The organism is Mameliella sp. LZ-28, from assembly GCF_012274245.1.
Taxonomy (GTDB): Bacteria; Pseudomonadota; Alphaproteobacteria; order Rhodobacterales; family Rhodobacteraceae; genus Antarctobacter; species Antarctobacter albus.
Map to the genome: position 1 here is coordinate 25,255 of NZ_JAANYX010000033.1, position 24,446 is coordinate 49,700.

Consider the following 24,446-nt stretch of genomic DNA (forward strand, 5'->3'; position numbering starts at 1 on the left):
CGCAACATCAACCCCAGAAGGAAGCGGCATGGTCAAACGCACCATCATGGAACAGGAGATCCGGGTTTTCGCCCCCTTGGATGGCGAGGCGGGAATTTTCATAGCCGCCATCGACGGCTTCGATTTCGCATTTCGAGGCGCCACCGCCATGACAGCGTTTCAGCGGGCCGAACGCTGGCGCGCTAAAGCCTGGAACAACATCGTCTCCAAGAAGAACAAGGTGCCGGTCCCCGATGAGCCGGCCGCGTAAGTTCATCAAGGGCGAGAAGCTGACCCTGTTCGAGGCGCTGGCGTTCATCGTCGGCGGCGAATGGGTCTTCGATGGCGACAGGCCGAAGCACCCCAATTTCATGATCTCGCGCCGTGTCATCGACCTCAAGTTCCAGGCCGGTGCTGGCCGCCTGCGCCGCGCAATCCCCAATCCCGACCACCCCGACAACAAGGAAGCCTGATGGAAATTGCACCCGAAATCCTGCTGGGACCGGGCGTCTACGACGACCTCCCCAACGACATCTACCACGGCGATTGCTGCGAAGGGCCCAGCATTTCGTCTTCCGGCCTGCGCGTCGTGCGCAAGGACCCGGCAAAGTTCTGGGACGGCTGCGCCATGAACCCGGAAGTGAAGGCCCGGAAGGAGAAAGAGCGCGAGGACGCGCGGTCCAAGGGCATCGTGATCCCCAAGCGGCACTTCGATCGCGGCAGCGCCGCACACGTCCTGACGCTGGAACCGGAGAAGATCACGGAGTCCGTCTCAGTTGTCCCGGCTGACTTGTTGGGGGCCAACGGATCGCTGTCGACCAAAGCGGCCAAGGCATTCGTCGCGGAACAGCAGGCCCTCGGTCGCGCCGTTCTGAAACCCGAAGAATGGGACATGGTGTGCGACATGGCCGATGCCCTGCAATCGAACGCGCAGGCGATGGACCTGATGGACGGCTGCACCATCGAACAGTCGCACATCTGGAAGGACACCCAGACCGGCATGTTCATCAAGAGCCGACCGGACATGACCCCGACCGAGGCACACCGCTGGATCGTGGACTACAAGACCACCGATCACGAGGACATCGACGTATGGGTGAAAAAGAGCCTCGTGGACACCCGTCTCGACATCCAGGCCGCGTTGCAGATGTGGGGCGTCTATGAGGCCACCGGATACTCGATCCCCGGTGTCGCCTACCTCGTCCAGAACACCAAGACCAAGCGCGTGGCCGTCCGCTACCTCTCCAAGGGCAGCGACCTGCTGGCCGCAGCCCGGCAGGATCTCCGCGACGGCCTCAACGCCTTCGCCCGTTGCTGGGAAGATGGTCACTGGCCGTCCCCGTGGGACCGGATCGAGGAAATGGTGCCGCCCGGATTCCGCGAGCGTGAGATCGAGAAACAGTTGAGCGAGCGCGCGGCGATCTTCCCCGGGGAGTTCGCAGCATGAGCGAGAGCGGCATCAAAACCCTGTGGGGCGAACTGCGCACGCAGTTCTGCATGGTCGAGACCGACATCCCGATCCGCCCACGGTACGACCCCGAGACGGGCGCCCTGGTCGCGTCCAGTAAGGGGCGCGACTTCCGGTTCGAGGTCGAAAGCAGGCCCATCCGCGTCAATGGAATGCGCGGGTTTGCCTACATCACCATCGCTCATGTCCGCGTCACGCGCCGCATCCCGCGCGGCCCCGGCAATCGCCCGGCCATTGTCCGCGAGCATGGCGCCATCGTCATCAGCGACCCACGCGACGAGGCCATGAAGGCCCGCGCCGCAGCTTAATCCCCAAAACCAAGGAGAACCAAATTGGACTTTTCAAATGACAATGGCGGTGTCCCCGCGATGCCGCAAGTTGGCGGCCTGGATGCTGTTACCCGTGCCGAGATCGACATTCAGATTTCCACAGCGCACGCTTACCCACGTCAGATTTCCCGTGTGGCGAACAACGTCAAAAGCCTCGTTTCCATGTCGAAAGAAACCGCCGAGGGATGCATCTTCTCGCTGCCCAGAGGCGGCAAACCCATCGTCGGCCCGTCTATCCGCCTCGCTGAAATCCTATTCAGCCAATGGGGCAACTGCACTGGCGGATCGCGCACCATCGAGGTGAACAGGAAAGACGGGTATGTTGAGTGCGAGGGCGTGTTTCACGATCTCCAAACCAACGCCAAGACGGTGCGTCGAGTTCGCCGCAGCATCGCCAGCGCCAATGGCCGTGTCTACAGCAACGACATGATTATCGTCACATCGAACGCGGCTGGCGCAATCGCCTTCCGGAATGCCGTTCTGGCCGGCGTTCCGCGCCCGGTGTGGCAAGACGCCTATGCTTATGCGGAAGACCTGATCCGCGGCGACATCAAGACGCTCCCTGAGCGCCGGGATCGCGCGCTCAAAGTGATGTCATCGTTCGGGCTGACGGCTGAGGATGTTTGCGGCATCGTTGGCGTCAACGGCGTCGAGGACATCGACCTGGACGCTCTTCTCGTGCTGGCCGGTCTGCACAACTCCCTGAAAGAGGGGGATACAACTGCCGAGAAACTGCGCGCGGAAATCAAGGCAAAGAACGCAGTTGAAGAGGCACCCGCCCAGCGGAAGATCGAGAACAAGACCAAAACCACCGGGAAAACCGCCACGCGCGATCGCAAGCCGGTCGACCGGACCCCGCCGCCCCCGGCAGATCCCGAACCGGAACCCGATCACGACCCGGAGACTGGCGAGGTCGATGACGGCGACGTGACCGACGATACCGACATCCCAGGCGACTACACCGGCGAGGAAGAGCAGGCCGCGCAGGGCGACATGTTGGGCGGGACGCCGCAACAGGAAGGAAAGCGTGACTGGGGCAACCTGCTGAACGCGATCCTGGCCGATGTCGATGAACGTGGTGCCCCCCTTGATGCCGCGATGGGCTTCTACGGCCCCAAGGTCCGCGAACTGGACGAGAAGAACCCGGAACTGCTGGACGAGTTCATCAAGGTGACAGGCCACGACCTGCGCGCCGCGCTGAACGGGTGAGGTGAGCCATGAGCGAGACCGACAGCTACGGCGTCGCGGCGGGCGAACTCAAGCAGTTCATTGAGCGCGTCGAACGCCTCGAAGAGGAAAAGCGCGAGATTGCAGAGCAGATCAAGGAGGTCATGGCCGAGGCCAAGGGGCGCGGCTACGACACTAAGGTCATGCGCAAGGTGATCTCCCTGCGCAAGCGCGACGCCGACGACATCGCCGAGGAAGATGCGGTGCTGGAAATGTATAAAGCCGCGCTCGGCATGGGCTGATGTCTCTTTCTGGTCCCCGCGCGCCGGGGGCCAGCGACGGACATCAGCAAGGAGGTTCGACATGAACCACGACCACCCCTGCCCCGTGCCGGACTTCGAGTTCTGGTTTAGCCGCTCCGATGAAGGCCCGTTCCATCCGGGCGGCGAGACCATCGAGGATGCCGTGACGGAGGCCCTGTGCCAGGGCGAATTTCAGGAGATCGACCCAGACGACGACCACCCTGAATGGCGCGCTGGCGTCTTCATCATCATCGCCAGACCGCGCCATGTGGACCTGTCCAAATGGTTCGATGCCGAACGCTGGATCGAAGACCTGCGGGATCGCACGGAAGACGAATGCGACGAGAGCGGCGACTGTCACCCGCTCGAAGGCATGGATCTGGCCGACCAGAAGGCCCTGCAAGCCGCCGTCCGCAACGCGATCTGGCACTGGCAGAACCGTCGTGCCCTGCCCCTCAAAGCATACTGGCTCGAAACGCAGGGCGCGGCCCGGTTCGAGACCCGCCCCCATCCTGAAAACGAAAGGGACCACTCATGATCTTCGTGAAATTCGCCTTGGTGTGCATCGCCCTCGGGTTCTTCGCACGCATCGGCTGGGCCGCGGCCAACGAATTGCTCCGGTTGCTGGGGGACATCTTTGTGGGCTTCATCGTTCTCTTGGCCCACCTCATCGAGGGCTTTCGCAATGGCTGAGGTTGTCGACATCGAGGTGATCCTGGTGGCCGAGACTCCGGCGGCGATCCTGGTGAAGGAAGACGAGGAAGCCGATGAAATCTGGCTCCCGAAGAGCCAGATCGAGATCGACGGCGAGATCGGGGAGACGGGGGCCGTGACCCTGCCCGAATGGCTGGCCATCGAAAGGGGGCTGGCATGATGCGGCGTGGCTTCCTCGGGGCGCTGCTGGGCGCCCCGGTCGCGGCGCAGAACGCGATTGCGAGCGGCGCGTCAGCGGTGGGCGTATCATACCCGGCAAACATGGTTGGCGGCTCCTATGAAGAGCCGGACGAGGAGTGGCTGGCCCACGACCGCCTTGCTGATCGGCTCCATGACGCCCTTCACTTCCATAAAGATTCCGATGTTGAGGTGTCGGCGAGCATCAACGCAATGAAATCTTGGTCCCCCGTTTTCAAGCAACATGTCGCGCTCAAAGAGATCCGTGAGCGCAGGTCGATCCATCGCGCGATCAACGATGCAATGCGGGACAGAAACCCGATTACGCGCGGGCTGGCTTTGGCCCGCATTGCCTCTGACATGGGGGAGAAGCTGTGACCCTGTTTTTCGTTGAGGAACGCCGGTTCAACGGCACCTGGGCGCCCGCCCTCTACCACGGCGCCCGCCCTGCCGAGAAGCGCACTGACGGCGGCCGGCGCCGGTTTCGGAGCGACCCGGTGGAGGTGAACCCCGGGCACCATCGCCTCACCCTCGACCAGCTGACGGAGGTCTACGGGGTGGATGGGCGGTTCCGGGCGACAAGAAAAGGTGGGTCGGCATGAGCATCCTCAGCAAGCCGAAGCAGGGAGGCAGACACCATTCTGCGGAGGTGGTCTGCGACCAATGCGGCACCACTGAAACCGTTGTGTGCGACTACGCCCGCGAGGCGGGAGGCAGTTGGGCCCCGAACATGGGCCAGATCAACAAGAAGATCACCCAGAATGGCTGGGCGATTTTGAAGAAGAAACACAGTTGCCCGAAGTGTGAGAAGGAAAGGAAGGCCGTTCTCGTGACCGAAACCGCCGTGAAGACGAAGCCCCAGGAGACGCAGGCCGCGCCCGAACCGACGAAAGCCCAGAAGCGGGAAATCATGCTCGCCTTGGAAGACTACTACGATACCGAGACCGAACGGTACAAATCGGGCAACACCGACCAGGTTCTCGCTGACCTCTGTGGCGTCATGCCCGGGTTTGTCGCCAAGATCCGCGAAGAGTTCTTCGGGCCGGATGGCGGGAACGAGGACATCGAGGCGCTGACGGCGCGGATCGAGGATCTGAGAAACGATGTCGACGGCCTCATGTCCCAAGCGAGAGATATGAGCGAGCGCGCAGAAACCCTGCGGGCCTGCGCCGAAGCCAAACTGGCCGAGATCGGCACGGTTAGTTCGGATCTGGCCCGCGTGAAGAAAGCGGTTGGCCCCGCCGCCCTGCACCGAGCCGGGGTGAAAGCATGACCGACACCCTGCAACAGATGAGGGCCGACAATGGCTGAGCACAGCAAGATCGAATGGACGGATGCCACATGGAACCCGATCACCGGGTGCAGCGTGGTCTCGCCGGGCTGCACCAACTGCTACGCCATGAAGCTGGCAGGCACCCGTCTGCGCAACCACCCCAGCCGGGCCGGGCTGACCGATAGCAGCCGCGCCGGTCCCGTCTGGAACGGCAAGGTGCGGCTGAACGACCAATGGCTGGAACAGCCGATCCACTGGCGCCGGGGCCGCAACGTCTTTGTCTGCGCCCACGGCGACCTTTTCCACGAGGACGTGCCCGACGACTGGATCGACGCGATATTCGCCGTCATGGCACTCGCCCCGCAGCACAACTTCCAGGTGCTGACAAAGCGGTCGGCGCGGATGCGGACTTATATGTCTCATGTCAATGCGCACGGAGAGACGCGGCACGAAATCATCGAACGCAAGGCGCGCTTCGTGATCGAAGACGCTGACGCTTGGATGACGGAAAGTTGGCCCCTGCCGAACGTCTGGATCGGCGTCTCTGTCGAGGACCAGGTTCGCGCGGATGAACGGATCCCCGACCTGCTGGCAACACCTGCCCATGTCCGGTTCCTGTCCTGCGAGCCGCTGCTGGGGCCGGTGAATCTACTGGTAACGGATCACCGTGGTCATGACATTTCCGCTTTGCGCGGTATCGCCTGCGACCCCAGCGATCCGGACGGCCCGGATGAATACTACCGCACTGGCAAGATCCTTTGGGTCATCGCAGGCGGCGAGAGCGGCCCCGGCGCCCGGCCCAGCAATCCTGCCTGGTTCCGCGACCTGCGCGACCAGTGCGCGGCGGCTGACGTGCCTTTCCATTTCAAGCAGTGGGGCGAGTGGCACCCCGGCGACGGCATGGGTGATGACATCGATGGCAGCGCGTTCGGCTGCTTCGATGATGCGGGCAGGTGGGTGCATCCCGTCCAGCAGGACTTCGCCGCCACCCGCCAGACCATGTTTCGCATCGGCAAGAGCCGCGCCGGTCGCACGCTGGACGGCGTGACCCATGACGGGATGCCGGGAGAGCGCACATGACCGACACATCACGAGAGGCCGTAGACACGTCTAGAGAAAGTATTGAGGCCGACGCGGTGGTTTCCGACTGCGGGTGCTACCGCTATCGCCTGACACGGCGATGGGCCGATGGGCCGATATGCGGGTTCATCATGCTCAACCCCAGCACCGCCGACGCGGAAACCGATGACCCGACGATCCGGCGCTGCATCGGTTTCGCTAAGCGCGAGGGCTGCGGCGGCATCGTGGTCGTCAACCTCTACGCCTACCGTGCAACCAAGCCTGCCGACCTGTGGGCGCTGGACCCGTCCGAACGGATCGGAGGGCCTCAGGCAGAAATAGAGTTGCACCGCGCAATCCGTGATTCCGAAATCATGGTCGCGGCTTGGGGCGCCAATACCAAGCGCGCCGAACATTGGATCGTGGAGAAGTACGGCCCGCACCTAAAATGCCTGGGCAAGACGAAACACGGCCACCCGAGGCACCCGCTATACGTCAAGGGCAATGCGCCGTTGGTCCCGCTCCGGCCTACAGGAGAAGCCCAATGAGTGACGACCTGAACTTGAACTGGCCGCGCGAAATCTGGATGGCCGAGCGCGAAGAGCACGACCAAGGTGTCGTGACTGCGGTCCTATCGGAATGGGCCACTGTTTCCCGATGGGAGGGTGATAAAGAGCGTGACCGCGAATTTCATCGCTATGTCGATGCCGATATTCACGAGAGCGCGGACAAGTATTGGCGCGCCCGCATCGCCACCCTCGAAGCCCAGCTCGCCCAGGCGCGGGCTGCTGGGATGCGGGAGGCGGCGGAGATTGCACGCAGGATTACAGAATGTTGCCGGAGTTGCGCGTCTACAGAGCCACGCATCCTCGCAGCTATCGAGGGGGAAGAGCGCACATGACCCGAAACTTCGCACGCATGACCGCGGTTGGCGCACTGATGGCCACCGGGCCGGTTTATGTCGGCATTGACTGGGGGCGCCCTGTAGATTCGAAGCCCGCAAAGCCCCGCGATCCGGACAAGCGGGCCAAGGTCAAGGCCGCCCGAAAGCAGGCCCTCGCCAACAAACAGAGGCGCCGCAAATGACAGTGCCCCGCCTCCTGAAATTTGAAGAGGCCGCAAGGGCCCTCGGGGTTCCGGTGGCATCATTGCGGACAGTTGCGGATGAGCATGGTAAGACCATCCGTATGGGCCGCGCCCTTCGCCTGCATCCTGATGACTTGCCAGAATTGATTGAACTATGCCGAAAAGAGCCAAAGGCGCCCGTCTCCACTGGCGCGCGCCGAAAAATCGAAGCCCGTTCTGGGAAATCAGAGACGGCAATACCCGCCTCTCGACCAGCACAGACGACCGCCGAGAGGCTGAAAGCGCGCTCGCAGAATACATCGAGCGGAAGAACCGCCCAGTTGGTCCCACTTCCCCGGACGACCTGAGCGTTTCGATGGCGCTTTCCCTCTACGGCGAGGAACACGCAGCACACGTCGCATCGCCGGAGCGGATCGGATACGCCATCGACGCCCTGGACAAGTTCTGGCGCGATCTGCCTGTAAGCGCCGTGAAGGGTGAAACCTGCCGCCGCTACGCCAAGAGTCGCGTGACACGCCACGGCAAGCCCGCGTCCGCAGGAACCATCCGCCGCGAACTCAACGTGCTGCAAGCCGCCATCAACCATTGCCACCGGGAAGGCTACCTGACCCAGGCACCGAAGGTTGTCATGCCCGCCAAGCCGCCGGCCAAGGAACGCTGGCTGACACGTCAGGAAGCGGCATGGCTCTTGCGCGCGGCGCGCAGCCTCAACCGGGACGGTCGGCACCTGGCAGACTTCATCTTGTGCGGCCTCTACACGGGTTCTCGGAAAGACACGATCCTGCGGCTGCACATCGACCGCGCCTCGCCCGTAGGCGGCCATGTCGATACCGTCCAGGGCATCTTGTACCGCCGCCCTGGCGCCAAAGCCGAGACCAAGAAGCGCCAGACCCCGGCCCGGCTTCCAGATCGCTATCTGGCCCACCTGCGCAGGCAAGCGGCAAACGGCAGGATCTATGTCGTTGAGCGCGAGATCGCCGGGGAGCGTGCGATGGTTGGCGACATCCGAAAAGCATGGGCCCGGGCGCGAGATTTGGCCGCCGAACTGGCCGACAAGCAGGAGATCGAGATCGACCTGTCCGATGTGACCCCGCACACGCTCAAGCACACAGCGATCACCTGGGCGATGCAGCGCGGCGCTACGATCTGGGATGCCGCAGGCTATTTCGGCACCAGCGCAGAGACCATCGAGCGCGTGTACGGGCACCACAGCCCGCACCATCAACAGAGCGCCGTCGACGCAATGAATCGGCGTGGATGACCGCGATTCCGTCCCAATCGGGACACAAACGGGACACAGGGAATTTCGGGTTTCGCTAAGTCATTGATTTTTTGGCGCACCCGAAAGGATTCGAACCTTTGGCCTCTGCCTTCGGAGGGCAGCGCTCTATCCAGCTGAGCTACGGGTGCTTCGCGGCTGTCTATAACCGCTCGCCCGCACCGCCGCAATGGGGTGCGGGCGCAAAAGCGTCAGGGCTTTTTGCCCTGCGCCAGCATGGTCATCTCCGGGATCATCGCACCGACGCTCACGTCCTGGAAGCCCGCCGCGGCCAGCGCCCCTTCCAGCCAGCCCGCATCCAGCGAGCGCGCCTCGGGGGTAAAGGCCGTGTGCTGCAACTGCCAGAGCGCGGCAAGACCGGGGCCGGTGCGGTCCTCGTTGACGATGAAATCATGGATCAGCACCATACCGCCGGGGTTGAGCACCTTGAAGGCCTGCGCGATGAGCCCGGCGTGGGTCTCCCCGGGGACGCCGGAAAAGAGGTAGGACATCAGCACCACGTCCTGCCCCTCGGGCCAGGGCGTTTCCAGCGCGTTGCCGTCCAGGTAGCTGATCCGGTCCGACAGGCCCGCCTTTTCGACGTAGCCCCGCCCCAGCGCCGCGACATTGGGAAACTCCAGCACCGTGGCTTTCAGCCCGGGGTTCTTCTGGCAGAGGGTGATGTCGAAGGCCGCCGTGCCGCCGCCCACGTCCAGCATCTTTGTCTTGCCGGTCAGGTCCAGCGAGCGGGCCAGTTGCCGCGCCGGGCCAAGCGAGCCGGCATGCTGGCTTTCGGAATAGAGCTTTGCCTCGTCCGGATCCGAGAACCAGTCGGCATAGGACGCGGTGTCCTCATCGCTCATTTCGCCCGACAGCGCGCCCTCCAGCTGTTCCATCAGCGGGTACATCTGCTTGCCGACCTGCAGGCGCAGGTAATCCGAGAAATCGTATTTCGCCCCCTGGACCAGAAAGGCCTCGGCGGCGGGCGCGTTGGAAAAGCGCCCCTCCTCGACCGCCACCAGCCCCATGCCCGCCAGCGCCGTGAGCAGCGTCATCGCGCGGTCCTCGTGCATCTCGGCGGCCTTGGCCAGCTCTCCGGCCGTCATGGCGCCCTTGGCGAGATGGGTAAAGACCTCGAGCTCGAGCGCGGCGAAAAGCGCCTTCGAGCCCATGAATCCAAATGCGATCTGCGAAATCTCGTCGGCTTCGGTCAAAAGGGGCATGCGGGTCTCCGGGTTGTTGCGTCCCGTGCAACCTGCCAAGATGCGCCCCGGAATTGAACCGCCTGCCGGGAAAATAACCCCTTCCGCTGCGGCACTGCCCCTTTTTGGGGCGTTCAGCCGAACAATTCGTGCGCCAGTTCCAGCGCGTCGACCAATGCGTCGATCTCGCCCTCGGTGTTGTAGAGGCCCATCGAGGCGCGGCAGGTGGCCGTCACCCCCAGGTGATCCATCAGCGGCCCGGCACAATGATGGCCCGCGCGCACCGCCACGCCCTTCTTGTCGAGAATGGTGGAGATGTCATGTGCATGCCCTGCCCCCTCCATCGTGAAAGAGAAGATCGCCGCCTTGTCCGGTGTCGTGCCCTGCACGCTGAGCCAGTTCAGCCCGCCCAGTTTCGACACCGCGTAGTCGCGCAGGCGGGCCTCATGCGCGGCGATGTTCTCCATCCCCAGGCCCATCATGTAGTCCAGCGCCACGCCCAGGCCGATCTGCTGGACGATGCCGGGCGTGCCGGCCTCGAACTTCATCGGCGGGTCGTTCCAGGTGACTTCGTCCTTGTGGACCTCGCGGATCATGTCGCCGCCGCCCAGGAAGGGGCGCATCTCATCCATGCGGGCGCGCCTGATCCAGATCGCACCGGATGCGGAAGGACCGTACAGCTTGTGCCCGGTGATGGCGTAGAAATCGCAGCCGATCTCCTCGACGTTGACCGGCATGTGCACCGCCGCCTGCGAGCCGTCGACCAGCACCGGCACGCCCTTCTCGCGCGCGCCGTCGCAGATCGCCTTCACATCCACCACGGTGCCCAGGACGTTCGACAGATGCGTGACGGCAACCAGTTTTGTCTTCGGCCCGATGGCATCCACCACCTTCTGCGGATCGAGGTAGCCTGTGCTGTCCACATCCACCCACTTGATCTTGACGCCCTGCCGTTCGCGCAGGAAATGCCAGGGCACGATATTGGCGTGGTGTTCCATCACCGACAGGACGATTTCATCCCCCGCTTCCAGGTTCGGCATGGCCCAGCCATAGGCGACAAGGTTGATCCCCATCGTCGTGCCGGTGGTATAGACGATCTCCTCGGGGTCCTTGGCGCCCAGGAAACGCGCCACGGTCTCGCGCACGCCCTCGTATTTCTCGGTCGCCAGGTTGGACAGGTAATGCAGGCCCCGGTGGACGTTGGCGTATTCCTCGGCATAGCCGCGCGTCACCGCGTCGATCACCACCTGCGGTTTCTGCGCCGAGGCGCCGTTGTCCAGGTAGACCAGCGGCTTGCCGTTCACCTCGCGTGCGAGGATCGGAAAATCGGCGCGGATCGCCTCGATATCATACATTGTCCAACATCCCTTCCGGTGTGACCCCGGCCAGGGTCAGTATCAGCGAGACCGCAAAGGCCATCGCAAGCATGCCCAATACCAAGACGGCCAGAGCACGCAAGAGGCTGCGCAATTCATGCGCCTCGTCCAGGAAATTCACCGCGATCCAGACGCCAAGCGCGGTTGCGCCCATCGTCACCAGCCCCGCAAGCGCCAGCGAGACCGGCACCACCAGCAGCGTCGCGGCCTGCACCAGCACGCGCAGACCCTGCATCCAGATCATCAACAGCGCGATTTCCTCGACCCGGGCGCGGCCGCCGAACAGCCGCCCCATCCAGGTCAGGGCCAGGATCGTCGCCGCCAGGGCCAGGCCCTGCATGACCAGGAAACTGACCGGTCCGCCGATCAATCCCGGCGCACCTGTCGGATCCAGCAGGATCGACAGGCCAAAGAGCAGCGCGTTCAGCACCACCACCAGCGCAAAGCCCGTCAACAGTGCCTCGCGGTTGGGGCGGATCGACAAGAGCAGCGCCGCGACCTCGCGCGGGTTCGTGACGCTTTGCAGCGCCAGTTTCAGGAACCCGTCCAAGGTCACGCCGGTTCCGCCCCGGCGTTCAGGCGCCGCGCCTCGCGCAACCCGCTGCTCCAGAACCACAGGAAGGCGGCGAACCACAGGATGCCGACCAGCGTCAAGGCGCCCCCCGGCCCGATGAACCCGGCCACCAACCCATTGAGCAGCGCCAGCGGCGAGGCCGCCAGCAGCGCCCAGAAAAGCGCAAGCCGCGTGCCGTAGCCATCGATCGGACGCCCCAGGGCGCGCGCGACCAACTGGCTCAGCCCCGCGACAAGGTAGAAGATCAACGGCAGGAAAATCAGCGTCGCCAGCAGCGCGCCGCCAAGCGCAGGCTGCAGTTCGGTGTCTTCCAGGTGTGCCTCGCGGGCGAGGCGCGGCCATTGCGCGACGAACATCACGCCGCAGGCCCCCATCAGGTAGGCCAGCGCGCGCGGCTCATGCGCTCCGCGCGCCAGAAGCGCGCGCAGCACCTTGCCCGGCCCGCGATAGCTGGCCGCGATATCCGTCGTGACGCTCACGGCTCAGCCGCGCCGCCGCGCCAGCCAGCCGGCGACCCGTTCCACCAGGTCTTCCTGCAGGCTCTCGTCCTCGATCTCCTGCACCGCCTCCGCGATGAAGGCGATGGTCAGCAGGTCCTCGGCGGTGCCGCGCGGCACGCCGCGCGCACGCAGGTAGAACAGTCCGTCCTCGTCGATCGCGCCGCTGGTCGAGCCATGCGAACAGGCCACGTCATCGGCGTAGATTTCAAGTTCAGGCTTGGCGAGGAACTGGCTGTCCTCGTCCAGCAGCAGCGACTGGCTGATCTGGTAGCCGTCGGTCTTCTGCGCGTCGGGCTTCACCAGGATCTTGCCCTGGAAAACGCCGGTTGCGCCGTTGCGCAGCACCTTCTTGAACACCTGGCGGCTTTCGCAGTTCACCGCGTCATGGGTGACAAAGACCGTGTCGTCATGGTGGAAATCGCCGTCGCCCATGCAGGCGCCCGCGACATGCGCCACCGCATCGTCACCAGTGAATTCCACGACCACCTCGTTCCGGGTCATGGCGCCATTAACAGAGAGCGTGAAGCTCTTGAAAACGCTTTCCTTCTCCAGCCGGGCAAAGACATGGGTCGCGGCGCGGCGCTCATGGTCGCGGCCCTGCGCACGGATGTGGTGCAGGCGCCCGCCCTCGGCCAGGTCGACCTCCATGCACTTGTTGAAGCGCGCGGCGGCGGGGCCGTTTTCCAGGATCGTCGCCTCGGCGCCCGCGTCCACCTTGATGACGTGGTGCAGGATCGCGTCGGAGGTGTCCGAGACGTGGCGGTAGATCAGGCTGATCGGCTTCGACGGCTTGCCGGTCACATGGATCAGCAGGCCGTCGGTGGCGAAAGCGGTGTTCAGCGCGGCCAGAGGACGCGCCACCGGGTCCTGCCCCCGCGCCTCAAGAACGCCGTACAAGTCCTTGGCCCAATGAATATCTTTCGCCTCGGCCAGCCGATCGATCGTGACCCCCTCAAGGCTCAGGTCATCGGACTCCTCGGCGGAAAAGACACCATCGACAAAGACCAGTTTCAGCCGGTCCCGGCTGTCGAACAGCGGCGTCTCGCCGGTTTCCAGCACCCGCGCGGCGGGTGCCTCGGCGCTGACCAGCGTGTCGGGCCGGGTGAACTTCCAGTATTCGTCACGCGCATTTGGCAGGCCCATCGCCCGCAACCGCGCCAGCGCCTCGCGTCGCGCGGGCTCGGCCCAGCCGCCCTCGGGCAGGCTCAGCGCCGCGATCCGCGCCTCTGTTGCGTCCTGTTTCGCCTGCGGCAAAGCCATTACGCCACCTCCTCGAGGATGTCCGCATAGCCGTTCTGCTCGACTTCCAGGGCCAGCTCGGGGCCGCCTGTCTTGATGATGCGGCCATTGGCCATGATGTGCACCACGTCCGGCTTGATGTGGTCCAGAAGGCGCTGGTAGTGCGTGATGACCAGGAAGCCCCGGCCCTCGTCACGCAGCGCGTTCACACCGTCTGCGACCAGCTTCATGGCGTCCACGTCCAAGCCCGAGTCGGTCTCGTCCAGGATGCACATCTTGGGTTCCAGCATGGCCATCTGCAGGATCTCGTTGCGCTTTTTCTCGCCGCCCGAGAAGCCGACGTTGACCGGACGCTTGAGCATCTCGGCGTCGATCTTCAGGTCCTTGGCCTTGGCCCGGATCACCTTGAGGAAATCGGCCGAGGACATCTCCTCCTGCCCGCGTGCCTTGCGCTGCGCGTTCACAGCCGTGCGCAGGAAGGTCATGTTGCCGACGCCGGGGATCTCGACCGGGTACTGGAACGCCAGGAAAAGGCCCGCGGCTGCGCGTTCCTCGACTTCCATGTCCAGCAGGTCCTCGCCCAACAGCGTTGCAGAGCCGTCCGTCACCTCGTACCCGTCGCGGCCCGACAAGACGTAGGACAGGGTCGACTTGCCCGAGCCGTTCGGCCCCATGATCGCGTGCACCTTGCCCGCCTCGACGGTCAGGTCGACGCCCTTGAGGATCTGCTTATCCTCTTCTTCAAGTTTGACGTGCAGGTTCTTGATTTCCAGCATTTTCTTTCCTTTCACTCAGCCTGGCAACCACAGGATCTGACGATCTGGACCGCGGTGCCCTTGGCCGGCTCCATCAGCATGTTGTTGAGTATTTCATTGACCGGATCGACGCCTGCATTCGCGTTCCCCCGGGGCGCCTATCACATCCACCAGCCGCAGTTCTGCGGCAGCAAGAGAGGTGTCACGCAACGCCGGACGTCCAGCGCGCTCCAGACATCCAGCCCGGGCAAGAGCGGCGGGTCAAAGCGCGGACCGGCGGCCAACGCCGGCTCCTGCCAGCCTACACCGCTGACCAGCATCAGGATGCCGGCCAGCAGCAGAACGGCCTTGCCCGCGCCGCGCAGGCTCACCCCACCGATCCTTCGAGCGAGATGGCGACAAGCTGTTGCGCCTCCATTGCGAATTCCATCGGCAACGCCTGCAGCACGTCGCGGCAGAACCCGTTGACCACCAATGCCACGGCCTCTTCCTCGTCCATGCCGCGCTGGCGGCAATAGAACAGCTGGTCGTCATCCACCTTGGACGTCGTCGCCTCGTGCTCCACCCGGCTCGAGTTGTTCTTGACCTCGATATAGGGAACCGTGTGCGCCCCGCATTTGTCCCCGATCAGCAGAGAGTCACACTGGGTATAGTTGCGCGAGTTCTTTGCCTTGGGGTGCATCGACACCAGCCCGCGATAGGTGTTCTGCGCCACGCCAGCCGAAATCCCCTTGGACACGATGCGCGAGCGCGTGTCTTTCCCGAGGTGGATCATCTTGGTGCCGGTATCGGCCTGCTGATGATTGTTGGTGATGGCGATGGAATAGAACTCGCCCTGGCTCTCGTTGCCGCGCAGGATGCAGGACGGGTATTTCCAGGTCACGGCGGAGCCGGTTTCCACCTGCGTCCACATGACCTTGGCCCGGTCGCCACGGCAATCCGCGCGCTTGGTGACAAAGTTGTAGATGCCGCCCTTGCCCTCTTCGTTGCCGGGGTACCAGTTCTGCACCGTGGAATATTTCACCTCGGCGTCTTCCTCGACGATGATCTCCACCACGGCCGCGTGCAGCTGCGCGGTATCGCGCTGAGGTGCGGTACAGCCTTCGAGGTAGCTGACATAACTGCCCTTGTCCGCGATGATCAGTGTCCGTTCGAACTGCCCGGTGTTTTCCGCGTTGATGCGGAAATAGGTCGACAGCTCCATCGGGCAGCGCACACCCGGCGGGACGTAGACAAAGGACCCGTCCGAGAACACGGCGCTGTTGAGCGTCGCGTAGAAGTTGTCCGACACCGGCACGACCGAGCCGAGGTATTTCCTGACCAGCTCGGGATGCTCGCGGATCGCCTCGGAGATCGAGCAGAAGATCACGCCGGCCTTCTTCAGCTCTGCCTGGAAGGTCGTGCCCACAGAGACAGAATCGAACACCGCGTCCACGGCGACCTTGCGGTCACTGTTGCGAGCGTCCGCCGGCATGGCCTCGGCCCCCTCGACACCCGCCAGGATCATCTGCTCCTTCAGCGGAATGCCCAGTTTTTCATAGGTTTCCAGCAGCTTGGGATCGACCTCGTCCAGCGACTTGGGCTTTTCCATCATCGACTTGGGGCGGGCGTAGTAATACTGCTCCTGGAAATCGATTTCCGGGTAGTCGACCATCGCCCAGTCGGGCTCTTTCTTCTGCAGCCAGCGTTCGTAGGCCTGCAGCCGCCAGTCAGTCATCCACTGGGGTTCTTCGTTCTTTTCCGAGATCAACCGCACGATGTCCGGCGTCAGCCCCTTGGGGGCGTATTCCATCTCGATGTCGGTTTCCCAGCCGTGCTTGTAGGTGCCAACGGACTTGACGGCATCCACCGTCTCCTGGTCGACACCCTCTTTTACCGTCACGTCTTCAAAAGCCGCCATCGGGTTCCCTTCCTTTCACGCGGCCCGTGCCCGGTGCCGCTGGTACTTGTCGATCCATGCCGCGCAGAACCGCGTCACGTCTTCTTCGGTGGTCTGCAGACCCAGGCTCACCCTGATGGCGCCGCCCGAGGTCGCGTCGTCGTATCCCATCGCCTCCAGAACCCGGCTGCGGCGAACCTTGCCGCTGGAACAGGCCGATCCGGCGCTCACGGCAAATCCCGCCAGGTCCATCTGCATCACCTGCGTTTCGCCCTTCCACCCGGGGGTCGCGAAACAGCTGGTATTCGGCAAACGGGGCGAATCTTTCCCGACAAAAATAGTTACGTCAGAAGAAGCCTCAAGAGATTCTTCTAGAATGTTTCTAAGTTTTTCCACCCGCGCCCAGGCCCCGGACGCCACGTCACGCTGTGCCGCCTCCGACGCCGCACCGAATCCGGCGATGCCGATGACATTCTCGGTGCCGCTGCGCCGCCCCATCTCCTGACCGCCGCCACGCAGGATCGGCAGAGGATCGTCGCGGGTGAAATTGATCAGGGCGCCCACACCCTTGGGCCCGCCGATCTTGTGCGCCGACAGGATCATGTAGGACGGCCTGCCGCCCTCGGGGTAACGCACCGGCATCTTGCCCGCCACCTGGGTGATGTCGCAGACCACCGCCTGCCCGTCGCGGTTCGCCACCACGGCGCGGTCCGGCTGCATGATCCCGGTCTCGCTGTTGGCGGCAGAGATCGCCAGCAACCCGGCATCCTCCCCACCCTCGCTCCAGGCCAGCAGGCAGTCATGCTCCGTGGGTAGCGCGGCAAAGCGCCCGCCGTACCGGTCCTTCTGGGCCACCGCCAGCGCCGCCGCCTCGGTCGCCGAGCCGGTAAAGACCACCTGGCTGGCCATGCAGCCCACCAGCTGGGCCACCTGCGCCCGCGCCGCCTCGACCACCCCCTTGGCCGCGCGTCCTTCAGCATGGACAGACGAAGGGTTTCCGACCACATCCATCGCCCGCAGCATGGCCGCGCGGGCCTCGGGGCGCAGTGGCGTCGTCGCGTTATGATCCAGGTAGACCCGGCTCATGACATTCCCCACGGGGCGGCAGCCCCCTGCTTCTTTGGTTTGGAAATACCTCGGGGTCTGGGGCAGAGCCCCAGCCGGCGGCGGCAGCCGCCTTCACCTGCGCGCCGCAGGCGCTCCGCCGGATCACGCCTTGTCATCATCGACCACGGAAAAGATCGAGGGCACCGCCGGACAGGGGGCCAGCGTGTTGTCCACCACGTCCGACAGCCGCGTCTGGTGCAGGAAGACGTAGACATGCGCCGAGAGGCTCTGCCACAGGCGGTTGGTCAGCGATTGCGCGCGACTGCCGGACAGCGCGCCCGAGGCGCCCGCCCCCTTGTGCATCGCGTCCACGGTTTCATCCACGGCGGCCAGCACATCGACCACGCGGATCTCGGTTGGTGGGCGCGACAGGCGATAGCCGCCGCCCGGGCCACGCACCGACTCGACCAGGCCCGCCCGCCGCAGCTTGACGAACAACTGTTCGAGATAGGGCAAGGAAACGTCCTGCCGGCGCGAGATATCGCCCAGCGTCACCAGGTCCCCGGCCGGCTGAAGCGCGATATCCGCCAAGGCGACCATCGCATAGCGTCCCTTTGTGCTCAGTTTCACGGCGTTTACGCCCCCAGGTACCGCGGCAATTGACCTTGACCGCCACATTGCCTATCTGCTTCGCAGCCCGGACCACGCCCGAACCGATTTAGAACTCTTCTAAAGAAGCCGCGTGTTTTGGTCAAGAATTTCAGGCACGCCGCGGTCACGCGCCCGTCGCCACTGTGAAGGAGCTGTTCCGCCCCATGCCCGAGGTCATCTTTCCCGGACCCGAAGGCCGTCTCGAAGGCCGCTACCACCCGCAAAAGGACCGCGATGCGCCGATTGCCATCGTGCTGCATCCGCATCCCCAGTTTGGCGGGACAATGAACAACAAGGTTGTCTACAACCTGCACTACGCCTTTTACAACATGGGCTTTACCGTGCTGCGGTTCAATTTCCGCGGCGTGGGCCGGTCCCAGGGCGAATACGACCAGGGCGTGGGCGAACTTTCCGATGCCGCCTCGGCGCTCGACTACCTGCAGTCGATGAACCAGAACTCGAAACACTGCTGGGTCGCGGGGTTCTCCTTCGGCGCCTGGATCGGGATGCAACTGCTGATGCGCCGCCCCGAGATCACCGGCTTTGTCTCGGTCTCGCCGCCCGCCAACATGTATGATTTCTCGTTCCTGGCGCCCTGCCCCTCTTCGGGCCTGATCATCAACGGCGCCGCCGACCGCGTCGCCCCGCCCGCGGACACCCGCGCGCTGGTGTCGAAACTGCACGAGCAGAAGGGCATTCAGATCACCCATGAAGAGGTCGAAGGCTCTGGCCACTTCTTCGAGGAACCGCATATGGAGACGCTGATGGACAGTGTCTCGACCTATGTGAAACGCCGCCTGACCGAGAACACCCGCTAACCGGAGGCCCGCATGTCCGTCGTCGACGACCTCGCAGACAAGCTTGCCCGCGACACGATCAAGGCGATGGACGCCCTGGGGGATGAGAACCTGCCGGAACAGGTCGCCAAGGTGCTGGGGGCCTCGTCCCCCTCCTCCGAGGAGATCTTTCGCGCCGCGGTCCGCATCCGCCTTGCCGAGCGGCGGGCACGGAACTTTCTCAACGATCACGTCCAGCGGGCGCTGGACGCGAAAAAACGCGGCGACGCGGCGCCCCAGGCGCTGGCACCCGGCGCCGACAACGAGAACCTGTGATTGCCAGGTGCGGCTTAAGGCTTAGAATTCAAAACCTTGCGCGCCGTTATTAACCCCTTGAATGCGGTACTGTCGGACCGGGGCTCTGCCCCGGACCCCGGAGGTATTTTTTGGCCCAAAGAAACAGGGGGCGCAGCGACCTGTTCGTCGCCGTGGATCGGAGTCGCGAGGTCTCAGCTGGGCTTGATCTCCCAGCGCGTCCCGAGATCGGCCAGCCCGGCGCGGATCAGGTCTGACAGAACGTCCAGGTCGACCTTCGACAGCGCGCCGAGGTAGAGGCAGGACTTGCCCAGGCGGTGCGGCCCCAACCGTGACAGGACCTCTTGGAAGTCCGCGTAGCCGGGCATGATGTAGACCACCATATTGGCCTTGCGCGGTGCAAAGCCGGTGGCAAGGCTCTGGCCGGAATGCCCGCTGGCGTAGGTGTAGTCGTAGCGCCCGTAGCCCAGGATCGATGTCCCCCAAAGCACCGGCTGCCAGCCCGTCACCTCGCGGAAGAGCCCATCCAGAACGCCTGCGTCCTCGCGGCGGCGCGCCGGTTCGACAGTGTCAAGGAAGGCCGCGACCGAGGTCTTTGAGGGCTGTGTCATCCGGTCTGCCATGCCCGCACCTCAGAAGTGGATCGCCCGACCCCAGGCGTCCATAACGGATTCGTGCATCATCTCGCTCAGCGTCGGATGAGGGAAGACCGTCTGCATCAGGTCCGCCTCTGTCGTCTCCAGCTGGCGGCCGACGACGTAGCCCTGGATGAGTTCCGTCACCTCGGCGCCGACCATATGCGCGCCGAGCAGTTCGCCCGTCGTGGCGTCGAACACTGTCTTGACCAGCCCCTCCGGCTCTCCAAGCGCGATGGCCTTGCCATTGCCGATGAAGGGGAAGCGGCCGACCTTGACGTCATGCCCCTTGTCCTTGGCCTGCGCCTCGGTCAGCCCGACGCTGGCCACCTGCGGCTGGCAATAGGTGCAGCCTGCGATGCTGTCGGGGTCGACGGCATGTGGATGCTGCCCGGCGATCAGTTCGGCCACCATGACGCCCTCGTGGCTGGCCTTGTGCGCCAGCCAGGGCGCGCCCGCCACGTCGCCGATGGCATAGAGCCCCTCGACCCCGGTGCGGCAGAAGGGATCGGTCACAACATGGGATTTCTCCACCCGGACGCCCAGATCCTCGAGTCCCAGCCCTTCTACATTTCCAACAATACCCACAGCCGAAATCACCGTATCCACGGTGATTTTTGACTTTTCCCCATTTTTATCCACATGCGCGACAACCGAGGCCCCGCCGCGCTCCAGCTTTTCGACCTTCGCACCTTCGTGGATGGTCATGCCCTGTTTTTCGAACTGCTTTTTCGCAAAAGCCGCGATCTCTGCGTCCTCGACCGGCAGGATGCGGTCCATGACCTCGACCACCGTCACCTCGGCGCCGAGGGTCTGGTAGAAACTGGCGAACTCGATGCCGATGGCGCCCGACCCGATCACCAGCAGTTTCTTCGGCATGTGCGGCGGGACAAGCGCGTGCTTGTAGGTCCAGACCTGTTTTCCGTCCGCCTCCAGCCCCGGCAGTTCGCGGGCCCGCGCGCCGGTGGCCAGCACCACGCTGCCCGCCTCCAGCAGCTCTTCGCCCTTGTCGGTGGTGACATGCACCCGGCCCGGCCCATCCAGCCGCGCGGTGCCCATCAGGGTGGTGACCTTGTTCTTTTTCAGCAGGTGCCCGACGCCCGAGTTCAGCTGTTTCGCCACCCCGCGCGAGCGTTTGACCACCGCGTCCAGGTCATAGGACAGGCCCTCGGCCTTGAGGCCGAATTCCTGCGCGCGGTGCATCAGGTGGAATACCTCGGCAGAACGCAACATGGCCTTGGTCGGGATGCAGCCCCAGTTCAGGCAGATGCCGCCCATGTGTTCGCGTTCGACCACGGCGACGCTCAGCCCCAGCTGCGCGCCGCGGATCGCCGCGACGTAGCCACCCGGGCCGGCGCCGATCACCACCATGTCAAAGCGTTTCGCGCCCATGCCGTTCCTCCCCTGCAGGCCTTCGCAGGGGAGGCTAGCCCGTCACCGGGACAAGGGCAATCGGCAGCAGGCGCCGATCAGGCCGCCACGTCCGCCTGGAACTCGCGCAGAACGGCGCCATAACTGCCTTGCTCGAGAAAGCTCTGCTCGGGGGCGTTGGTCTTGCGCGACAGAACCTCGTTCCGATAGGGGAACCGGCCGAACCGGCGGATCACCTCGCGGTGCACGCGGGCGTGCAGCAGGTTGCCTTCGGCTTCGGGCATGCGCTCCTTGAACAGGCGCACGCAGCGGTCCTGGTCACACAGGTTTTCCGAATGCATCAGCGGCATGTAGAAGAACTGCCGCGCCGGCGGGTCGATCTTGAGATCCCAGCCGCGATGAATCGCCTGTTTCGCCGCCGCGCGGCCCACGTCGTCCGAGGCAAAGGCGCGTCGGTCATCCCGGAACATGTTGCGCGGAAACTGATCGGCCAGAAGGATATAGGCCAGCGCCCCCGAGGGATAGGTCAGCCAGAGGCCGTAACGGCCGTCCATGAGCCCTTCCCAGGCGGCGCCGAACCGCTCGGTGATCGCCGAATCCAACGCGTCGTCCTTTGCATACCAGCCCTCCGGGCCGACCTCGTCCAGCCAGAAGGCCAATATACTGTCGGGGGTGGTCATCTGTTTCTCCTCTTTCACCCTGTACTCTTCCCGCCACGAAATAATATTGCGCGAGGAATCACCGGTACCCAAATCACGAATTCTGTCAGGTTTTGACAGTCAATGCGCATCGGCCTCGTCTTCCTCTTGCTGGTCGATGAAATATTCCTGCGCCACTTCCAGGGCGACCGGAGTCGACGAGGGCATCACCGGAGCATAAGCGCCGGTATCCTCGACCGAGGGCGCGGCCCGCTGGGTCATCCGGTACAGCGCGTAGAGCGAGACCAGCGCCAGCAGGTTGAAGATCAGCAGAAAAAACCCCTGCGGCCCGGCGCGTTCCATGACCCAGCCGATGATCAGCGGGCCGGCGATGGCACCCAGTCCGTTGACGAACAGCAGCCCGGCAGATGCACTTGCCATATCCTCGTGGTTCAGGAAGTCGTTGGTGTAGGCAATCAGCAGCGAATACAACGGGTTGGAACAGCCCCCGATGACAAAGGCCGCCGCGACCAGCACCGCGAAGGACCCGCCCGAAACGGTCGCCAGTACCGCCGCACCGGCTCCGCAGGCGGCCACCAGCATGATCAGCCAGCGCCGGTCGACCCGGTCGGACACCCAGCCCAGCGGATATTGCAACACCAGCGCGCCGACATAGAAGGAGGCCACGAAGATCGAAATCTGGGTCAGTTTCAGCCCCACTTCGGTCGCATAGACCGCCGCCATGCCGAACTGCGCCGCAAAGACGCCTCCCAGCAGGAACATCCCGACCATGCCCAGCGGCGACACGCCGTAGAGCTCACGCAGGGTCATCGGCTTGGAGGACTCAAAGGCCGGGGTCGGTGAAATCGACAGCAGGATCGGCGCGAATGAGATCGAAACCAGCACCGATGGGATCACGAAAAGCAGGAAACCGCTCACGTCCGGGATAACCAGCAGAGCCTGGCTGACGATGATGCCCGCCATTTGCACAATCATGTAGGCCGAGAGCGTCTGGCCGCGCGTCTCGTTGTCGGCGGCATTGTTCAGCCAGCTTTCGGCGGTGACGTAGACGCCGCAGAAACAAAAGCCCAGCACCAGCCGCCCCAGCGTCCAGGCGATCGGGTCCTGGACCGCCGGGAACAGGATCAGCACCGCCGAGACAAAGGACCCCAGCGCCGCAAAGACCCGCACGTGCCCGACACGCCGGATCATCCCCGGCACGGTCCGCGAGGCCAGCAGGAAACCGGCGAAATAGCCCGCCATGACGATCGACATGGTGCCGGCGGAAAACCCCGCCGCCGCGCCGCGCACGCCCAGCAACGACCCCTGCAGACCGTTGCCGATCATCAAGAGCAACATGCCCAGGAGCAGCGCCCAGGAGTTTTTCAGCACATGGACCAATGCGTTGTCCTTTCTTTTCGGCACACTGCAAAATGGCGCACCACTGCCGGATGGCCGTTGGCGACGCCCTGCCCGATTCTGTGTCGCTGTGGAACCAAAAGCGTCACCGCTTGGCGAATTGCTGCGACTTTTTTCGGCAGGATCACGACACTCGGTTTCCTGCACCGACCACCTTGTGACCGATGCGGAACCTCCGCGCGGTTTCTCAGCCCGCGGGCGGGATCAATAGCGAGGCATCGCCGTAGGAAAAGAACCGGTATTCGGTGGCAACCGCATGGGCATAGATCGCCCGGATGCGGTCAGGCCCCATCAGGGCCGAAACCAGCATCATCAGGGTCGATTTCGGCAGGTGGAAATTGGTCATCAGCGCGTCGGTCACGTTGAAGGTGAAACCGGGGTAGATGAAGATATCCGTCACCCCCTGAAACGGCGCGATTTCGCCCCCCCGTGCGGCCGTCTCGATCAGGCGCAGCGCGGTGGTGCCGACGGGGATGATCCGCCCGCCCGCGGCGCGGGTGGCGGCGATCTCACCGGCGGCCTTTTCGCTGACCTCGCCCCATTCGCCGTGCATCCTGTGGGTGGTCACGTCCTCGACCTTGACCGGCAGGAAGGTGCCCGCGCCCACATGCAGGGTGACATGGGTGAACTCCACGCCCCTATCGCGCAATTGTGCCAGCAGCGCGTCGTCGAAATGCAACGAGGCGGTGGGCGCGGCGACGGCGCCGGAATGCCGGGCCCAGACCGTCTGGTAATCCTCGTGGTCCTGCGCGTCGGCGGGGCGTTTGGCGGCGATGTAGGGCGGCAGCGGCATGGCGCCTGCAGCGTTCAGCGCGGCGTCGAAATCATCGCCTTCAAGGTTGAAGCGCAACAGGCCCTGCCCCTCTTCGCGCGCCTCAAGAGTGGCGCTCAAGGCACTGGAAAAGATGATTTCCTCGCCATCGCGCACCTTCTTCAACGGCTTGATCAGGGAAGCCCAGGTGCCGCCGGCACGCGGCTCCAGCAAGGTCACCTCGATCCTGGCCTCGGTCTCTCCGGCGTCGGAGATGCGCCGCCGGACACCTTGCAGCCGCGCCGGGATCACCCGCGTGTCGTTCAGCACCAGCCGGTCCCCCGGGCGCAGCCAGTCCACAAGATCGGTGACATGCGCGTCGGTGATCTTGTCGCCCTCGGCCACCAGCAGCCGGGCCGAGGTGCGTGGACGCGCGGGCCGCGTGGCGATCAGCCCGTCCGGCAGATCGAAATCGAAATCGCTGAGCTTCATGGGGCAACCCGTTG

34 protein-coding genes and 1 tRNA gene are annotated in these 24,446 nt (G+C 64.2%); 19 read left to right on the plus strand and 16 right to left on the minus strand.

What is annotated here, in order from left to right; all coding sequences use genetic code 11:
* The first annotated feature begins 28 nt into the window (after positions 1-28).
* The 17 genes from G9Q80_RS18015 to G9Q80_RS18095 all read left to right on the plus strand — a co-directional run bounded on the left by G9Q80_RS18015 (position 29) and on the right by G9Q80_RS18095 (position 8,815).
* Positions 29-250, plus strand: coding sequence for a hypothetical protein (locus tag G9Q80_RS18015; RefSeq protein ID WP_168246549.1), 222 nt, complete (start codon positions 29-31; stop codon positions 248-250).
* Positions 234-452, plus strand: a complete 219-nt coding sequence (locus G9Q80_RS18020) for a hypothetical protein (protein WP_168246550.1) — start codon at positions 234-236, stop codon at positions 450-452. Before G9Q80_RS18015 ends, G9Q80_RS18020 begins: the two co-directional genes overlap by 17 nt.
* Complete coding sequence (locus tag G9Q80_RS18025) at positions 452-1,426, plus strand: PD-(D/E)XK nuclease-like domain-containing protein (RefSeq protein WP_168246551.1); 975 nt, start codon at positions 452-454, stop codon at positions 1,424-1,426. Before G9Q80_RS18020 ends, G9Q80_RS18025 begins: the two co-directional genes overlap by 1 nt.
* Positions 1,423-1,755: a hypothetical protein gene (locus G9Q80_RS18030; protein ID WP_168246552.1), complete on the plus strand. Its 333-nt coding sequence runs from the start codon at positions 1,423-1,425 to the stop codon at positions 1,753-1,755. Before G9Q80_RS18025 ends, G9Q80_RS18030 begins: the two co-directional genes overlap by 4 nt.
* 24 nt (positions 1,756-1,779) lie before the next feature.
* Entirely contained in the window at positions 1,780-2,985 is a 1,206-nt protein-coding gene (locus tag G9Q80_RS18035) for a hypothetical protein (protein WP_168246553.1), read from the plus strand.
* Between the two features lie 8 nt (positions 2,986-2,993).
* Positions 2,994-3,245, plus strand: coding sequence for a DUF2312 domain-containing protein (locus G9Q80_RS18040; RefSeq protein ID WP_168246554.1), 252 nt, complete (start codon positions 2,994-2,996; stop codon positions 3,243-3,245).
* A 61-nt stretch (positions 3,246-3,306) separates the two neighbouring features.
* The gene (locus G9Q80_RS18045; protein WP_168246555.1) at positions 3,307-3,783 is read left to right on the plus strand and encodes a hypothetical protein; all 477 of its coding nucleotides are present in this window, start codon (positions 3,307-3,309) and stop codon (positions 3,781-3,783) included.
* On the plus strand, positions 3,780-3,938 hold the full coding sequence (locus G9Q80_RS18050) for a hypothetical protein (protein ID WP_168246556.1): 159 nt from the start codon (positions 3,780-3,782) through the stop codon (positions 3,936-3,938). The genes G9Q80_RS18045 and G9Q80_RS18050 overlap by 4 nt, the downstream gene beginning before the upstream one ends.
* Positions 3,931-4,119 carry a hypothetical protein gene (locus tag G9Q80_RS18055; RefSeq protein WP_168246557.1) on the plus strand — a complete coding sequence of 63 codons (189 nt, stop codon included), beginning with the start codon at positions 3,931-3,933 and terminating at the stop codon, positions 4,117-4,119. The genes G9Q80_RS18050 and G9Q80_RS18055 overlap by 8 nt, the downstream gene beginning before the upstream one ends.
* On the plus strand, positions 4,116-4,514 hold the full coding sequence (locus tag G9Q80_RS18060) for a hypothetical protein (RefSeq protein ID WP_168246558.1): 399 nt from the start codon (positions 4,116-4,118) through the stop codon (positions 4,512-4,514). The genes G9Q80_RS18055 and G9Q80_RS18060 overlap by 4 nt, the downstream gene beginning before the upstream one ends.
* The gene (locus G9Q80_RS18065; protein WP_168246559.1) at positions 4,511-4,738 is read left to right on the plus strand and encodes a hypothetical protein; all 228 of its coding nucleotides are present in this window, start codon (positions 4,511-4,513) and stop codon (positions 4,736-4,738) included. The genes G9Q80_RS18060 and G9Q80_RS18065 overlap by 4 nt, the downstream gene beginning before the upstream one ends.
* A complete protein-coding gene (locus tag G9Q80_RS18070; protein WP_168246560.1) occupies positions 4,735-5,409 on the plus strand; it encodes a hypothetical protein in 675 nt (224 codons plus the stop codon). The genes G9Q80_RS18065 and G9Q80_RS18070 overlap by 4 nt, the downstream gene beginning before the upstream one ends.
* A gap of 30 nt (positions 5,410-5,439) precedes the next feature.
* Entirely contained in the window at positions 5,440-6,489 is a 1,050-nt protein-coding gene (locus G9Q80_RS18075) for a DUF5131 family protein (RefSeq protein ID WP_168246561.1), read from the plus strand.
* Positions 6,486-7,016 carry a DUF1643 domain-containing protein gene (locus G9Q80_RS18080; protein ID WP_168246562.1) on the plus strand — a complete coding sequence of 177 codons (531 nt, stop codon included), beginning with the start codon at positions 6,486-6,488 and terminating at the stop codon, positions 7,014-7,016. Before G9Q80_RS18075 ends, G9Q80_RS18080 begins: the two co-directional genes overlap by 4 nt.
* Positions 7,013-7,369, plus strand: coding sequence for a hypothetical protein (locus G9Q80_RS18085; RefSeq protein WP_168246563.1), 357 nt, complete (start codon positions 7,013-7,015; stop codon positions 7,367-7,369). The genes G9Q80_RS18080 and G9Q80_RS18085 overlap by 4 nt, the downstream gene beginning before the upstream one ends.
* Complete coding sequence (locus tag G9Q80_RS18090; protein ID WP_168246564.1) at positions 7,366-7,554, plus strand: hypothetical protein; 189 nt, start codon at positions 7,366-7,368, stop codon at positions 7,552-7,554. The genes G9Q80_RS18085 and G9Q80_RS18090 overlap by 4 nt, the downstream gene beginning before the upstream one ends.
* Before the next feature lie 154 nt (positions 7,555-7,708).
* On the plus strand, positions 7,709-8,815 hold the full coding sequence (locus G9Q80_RS18095; protein ID WP_168246565.1) for a tyrosine-type recombinase/integrase: 1,107 nt from the start codon (positions 7,709-7,711) through the stop codon (positions 8,813-8,815).
* 72 nt (positions 8,816-8,887) lie between these two features.
* On the opposite strand, the gene G9Q80_RS18100 is transcribed toward G9Q80_RS18095, so the two are convergent.
* The 11 genes from G9Q80_RS18100 to iscR form a co-directional block, all read right to left on the minus strand.
* Positions 8,888-8,964, minus strand: a tRNA-Arg gene (locus G9Q80_RS18100).
* A gap of 60 nt (positions 8,965-9,024) precedes the next feature.
* Positions 9,025-10,035: a methyltransferase gene (locus G9Q80_RS18105; RefSeq protein WP_043143384.1), complete on the minus strand. Its 1,011-nt coding sequence runs from the start codon at positions 10,033-10,035 to the stop codon at positions 9,025-9,027.
* Between the two features lie 113 nt (positions 10,036-10,148).
* On the minus strand, positions 10,149-11,369 hold the full coding sequence (locus G9Q80_RS18110; protein ID WP_088714059.1) for a cysteine desulfurase: 1,221 nt from the start codon (positions 11,367-11,369) through the stop codon (positions 10,149-10,151).
* Complete coding sequence (locus tag G9Q80_RS18115) at positions 11,362-11,946, minus strand: YIP1 family protein (RefSeq protein WP_157903774.1); 585 nt, start codon at positions 11,944-11,946, stop codon at positions 11,362-11,364. Before G9Q80_RS18115 ends, G9Q80_RS18110 begins: the two co-directional genes overlap by 8 nt.
* Positions 11,943-12,443: a YIP1 family protein gene (locus G9Q80_RS18120; protein ID WP_088668760.1), complete on the minus strand. Its 501-nt coding sequence runs from the start codon at positions 12,441-12,443 to the stop codon at positions 11,943-11,945. Before G9Q80_RS18120 ends, G9Q80_RS18115 begins: the two co-directional genes overlap by 4 nt.
* A 3-nt stretch (positions 12,444-12,446) precedes the next feature.
* A complete protein-coding gene (gene sufD, locus G9Q80_RS18125; RefSeq protein WP_088714061.1) occupies positions 12,447-13,724 on the minus strand; it encodes a Fe-S cluster assembly protein SufD in 1,278 nt (425 codons plus the stop codon).
* Positions 13,724-14,479 carry a Fe-S cluster assembly ATPase SufC gene (sufC, locus tag G9Q80_RS18130; protein WP_088714062.1) on the minus strand — a complete coding sequence of 252 codons (756 nt, stop codon included), beginning with the start codon at positions 14,477-14,479 and terminating at the stop codon, positions 13,724-13,726. The genes sufD and sufC overlap by 1 nt, the downstream gene beginning before the upstream one ends.
* Positions 14,480-14,619: 140 nt before the next feature.
* Positions 14,620-14,829 carry a hypothetical protein gene (locus G9Q80_RS18135; protein ID WP_088714063.1) on the minus strand — a complete coding sequence of 70 codons (210 nt, stop codon included), beginning with the start codon at positions 14,827-14,829 and terminating at the stop codon, positions 14,620-14,622.
* A complete protein-coding gene (gene sufB / locus G9Q80_RS18140; protein ID WP_069208778.1) occupies positions 14,826-16,358 on the minus strand; it encodes a Fe-S cluster assembly protein SufB in 1,533 nt (510 codons plus the stop codon). Before sufB ends, G9Q80_RS18135 begins: the two co-directional genes overlap by 4 nt.
* A 15-nt stretch (positions 16,359-16,373) precedes the next feature.
* The gene (locus tag G9Q80_RS18145; protein ID WP_088714064.1) at positions 16,374-17,423 is read right to left on the minus strand and encodes a cysteine desulfurase family protein; all 1,050 of its coding nucleotides are present in this window, start codon (positions 17,421-17,423) and stop codon (positions 16,374-16,376) included.
* 123 nt (positions 17,424-17,546) lie between these two features.
* A complete protein-coding gene (gene iscR, locus G9Q80_RS18150; protein ID WP_043143368.1) occupies positions 17,547-18,014 on the minus strand; it encodes a Fe-S cluster assembly transcriptional regulator IscR in 468 nt (155 codons plus the stop codon).
* A 185-nt stretch (positions 18,015-18,199) separates the two neighbouring features.
* Between iscR and G9Q80_RS18155 the strand changes: the two genes are divergently transcribed.
* Together G9Q80_RS18155 and G9Q80_RS18160 are read left to right on the plus strand one after the other, a co-directional pair.
* On the plus strand, positions 18,200-18,853 hold the full coding sequence (locus tag G9Q80_RS18155) for an alpha/beta hydrolase (RefSeq protein WP_043143366.1): 654 nt from the start codon (positions 18,200-18,202) through the stop codon (positions 18,851-18,853).
* A 12-nt stretch (positions 18,854-18,865) separates the two neighbouring features.
* Positions 18,866-19,147 carry a hypothetical protein gene (locus tag G9Q80_RS18160; protein WP_043143365.1) on the plus strand — a complete coding sequence of 94 codons (282 nt, stop codon included), beginning with the start codon at positions 18,866-18,868 and terminating at the stop codon, positions 19,145-19,147.
* A gap of 173 nt (positions 19,148-19,320) precedes the next feature.
* Here G9Q80_RS18160 and G9Q80_RS18165 read toward each other — a convergent pair whose 3' ends face one another.
* The 5 genes from G9Q80_RS18165 to queA all read right to left on the minus strand — a co-directional run bounded on the left by G9Q80_RS18165 (position 19,321) and on the right by queA (position 24,432).
* Positions 19,321-19,737, minus strand: coding sequence for a DUF1801 domain-containing protein (locus G9Q80_RS18165; RefSeq protein WP_232788139.1), 417 nt, complete (start codon positions 19,735-19,737; stop codon positions 19,321-19,323).
* A 21-nt stretch (positions 19,738-19,758) separates the two neighbouring features.
* On the minus strand, positions 19,759-21,153 hold the full coding sequence (gene lpdA, locus G9Q80_RS18170; protein WP_088714066.1) for a dihydrolipoyl dehydrogenase: 1,395 nt from the start codon (positions 21,151-21,153) through the stop codon (positions 19,759-19,761).
* A 77-nt stretch (positions 21,154-21,230) separates the two neighbouring features.
* On the minus strand, positions 21,231-21,812 hold the full coding sequence (locus G9Q80_RS18175; protein ID WP_043143360.1) for a DUF924 family protein: 582 nt from the start codon (positions 21,810-21,812) through the stop codon (positions 21,231-21,233).
* A gap of 99 nt (positions 21,813-21,911) precedes the next feature.
* On the minus strand, positions 21,912-23,171 hold the full coding sequence (locus G9Q80_RS18180) for an MFS transporter (RefSeq protein WP_088714067.1): 1,260 nt from the start codon (positions 23,169-23,171) through the stop codon (positions 21,912-21,914).
* A 205-nt stretch (positions 23,172-23,376) separates the two neighbouring features.
* Positions 23,377-24,432: a tRNA preQ1(34) S-adenosylmethionine ribosyltransferase-isomerase QueA gene (gene queA / locus G9Q80_RS18185; protein WP_088714068.1), complete on the minus strand. Its 1,056-nt coding sequence runs from the start codon at positions 24,430-24,432 to the stop codon at positions 23,377-23,379.
* Positions 24,433-24,446 lie beyond the last annotated feature (14 nt).

Excerpts from the sequence above, each read along its gene's own strand:
- G9Q80_RS18025 (WP_168246551.1), top strand. The coding sequence starts at position 452 with ATGGAAATTGCACCCGAAATCCTGCTGGGACCGGGCGTCTACGACGAC.
- G9Q80_RS18050 (WP_168246556.1), top strand. The coding sequence starts at position 3,780 with ATGATCTTCGTGAAATTCGCCTTGGTGTGCATCGCCCTCGGGTTCTTC.
- queA (WP_088714068.1), bottom strand. The coding sequence starts at position 24,432 with ATGAAGCTCAGCGATTTCGATTTCGATCTGCCGGACGGGCTGATCGCC.
- G9Q80_RS18160 (WP_043143365.1), top strand. The coding sequence starts at position 18,866 with ATGTCCGTCGTCGACGACCTCGCAGACAAGCTTGCCCGCGACACGATC.
- G9Q80_RS18145 (WP_088714064.1), bottom strand. The coding sequence starts at position 17,423 with ATGAGCCGGGTCTACCTGGATCATAACGCGACGACGCCACTGCGCCCC.
- lpdA (WP_088714066.1), bottom strand. The coding sequence starts at position 21,153 with ATGGGCGCGAAACGCTTTGACATGGTGGTGATCGGCGCCGGCCCGGGT.
- G9Q80_RS18030 (WP_168246552.1), top strand. The coding sequence starts at position 1,423 with ATGAGCGAGAGCGGCATCAAAACCCTGTGGGGCGAACTGCGCACGCAG.
- G9Q80_RS18075 (WP_168246561.1), top strand. The coding sequence starts at position 5,440 with ATGGCTGAGCACAGCAAGATCGAATGGACGGATGCCACATGGAACCCG.
- G9Q80_RS18020 (WP_168246550.1), top strand. The coding sequence starts at position 234 with ATGAGCCGGCCGCGTAAGTTCATCAAGGGCGAGAAGCTGACCCTGTTC.
- sufD (WP_088714061.1), bottom strand. The coding sequence starts at position 13,724 with ATGGCTTTGCCGCAGGCGAAACAGGACGCAACAGAGGCGCGGATCGCG.
- sufB (WP_069208778.1), bottom strand. The coding sequence starts at position 16,358 with ATGGCGGCTTTTGAAGACGTGACGGTAAAAGAGGGTGTCGACCAGGAG.
- G9Q80_RS18105 (WP_043143384.1), bottom strand. The coding sequence starts at position 10,035 with ATGCCCCTTTTGACCGAAGCCGACGAGATTTCGCAGATCGCATTTGGA.
- G9Q80_RS18165 (WP_232788139.1), bottom strand. The coding sequence starts at position 19,737 with ATGACACAGCCCTCAAAGACCTCGGTCGCGGCCTTCCTTGACACTGTC.
- G9Q80_RS18055 (WP_168246557.1), top strand. The coding sequence starts at position 3,931 with ATGGCTGAGGTTGTCGACATCGAGGTGATCCTGGTGGCCGAGACTCCG.
- G9Q80_RS18015 (WP_168246549.1), top strand. The coding sequence starts at position 29 with ATGGTCAAACGCACCATCATGGAACAGGAGATCCGGGTTTTCGCCCCC.
- G9Q80_RS18090 (WP_168246564.1), top strand. The coding sequence starts at position 7,366 with ATGACCCGAAACTTCGCACGCATGACCGCGGTTGGCGCACTGATGGCC.
- G9Q80_RS18060 (WP_168246558.1), top strand. The coding sequence starts at position 4,116 with ATGATGCGGCGTGGCTTCCTCGGGGCGCTGCTGGGCGCCCCGGTCGCG.
- G9Q80_RS18110 (WP_088714059.1), bottom strand. The coding sequence starts at position 11,369 with ATGTATGATATCGAGGCGATCCGCGCCGATTTTCCGATCCTCGCACGC.
- G9Q80_RS18070 (WP_168246560.1), top strand. The coding sequence starts at position 4,735 with ATGAGCATCCTCAGCAAGCCGAAGCAGGGAGGCAGACACCATTCTGCG.
- sufC (WP_088714062.1), bottom strand. The coding sequence starts at position 14,479 with ATGCTGGAAATCAAGAACCTGCACGTCAAACTTGAAGAAGAGGATAAG.
- G9Q80_RS18080 (WP_168246562.1), top strand. The coding sequence starts at position 6,486 with ATGACCGACACATCACGAGAGGCCGTAGACACGTCTAGAGAAAGTATT.
- G9Q80_RS18155 (WP_043143366.1), top strand. The coding sequence starts at position 18,200 with ATGCCCGAGGTCATCTTTCCCGGACCCGAAGGCCGTCTCGAAGGCCGC.
- G9Q80_RS18175 (WP_043143360.1), bottom strand. The coding sequence starts at position 21,812 with ATGACCACCCCCGACAGTATATTGGCCTTCTGGCTGGACGAGGTCGGC.
- G9Q80_RS18045 (WP_168246555.1), top strand. The coding sequence starts at position 3,307 with ATGAACCACGACCACCCCTGCCCCGTGCCGGACTTCGAGTTCTGGTTT.
- G9Q80_RS18040 (WP_168246554.1), top strand. The coding sequence starts at position 2,994 with ATGAGCGAGACCGACAGCTACGGCGTCGCGGCGGGCGAACTCAAGCAG.
- G9Q80_RS18085 (WP_168246563.1), top strand. The coding sequence starts at position 7,013 with ATGAGTGACGACCTGAACTTGAACTGGCCGCGCGAAATCTGGATGGCC.
- G9Q80_RS18095 (WP_168246565.1), top strand. The coding sequence starts at position 7,709 with ATGCCGAAAAGAGCCAAAGGCGCCCGTCTCCACTGGCGCGCGCCGAAA.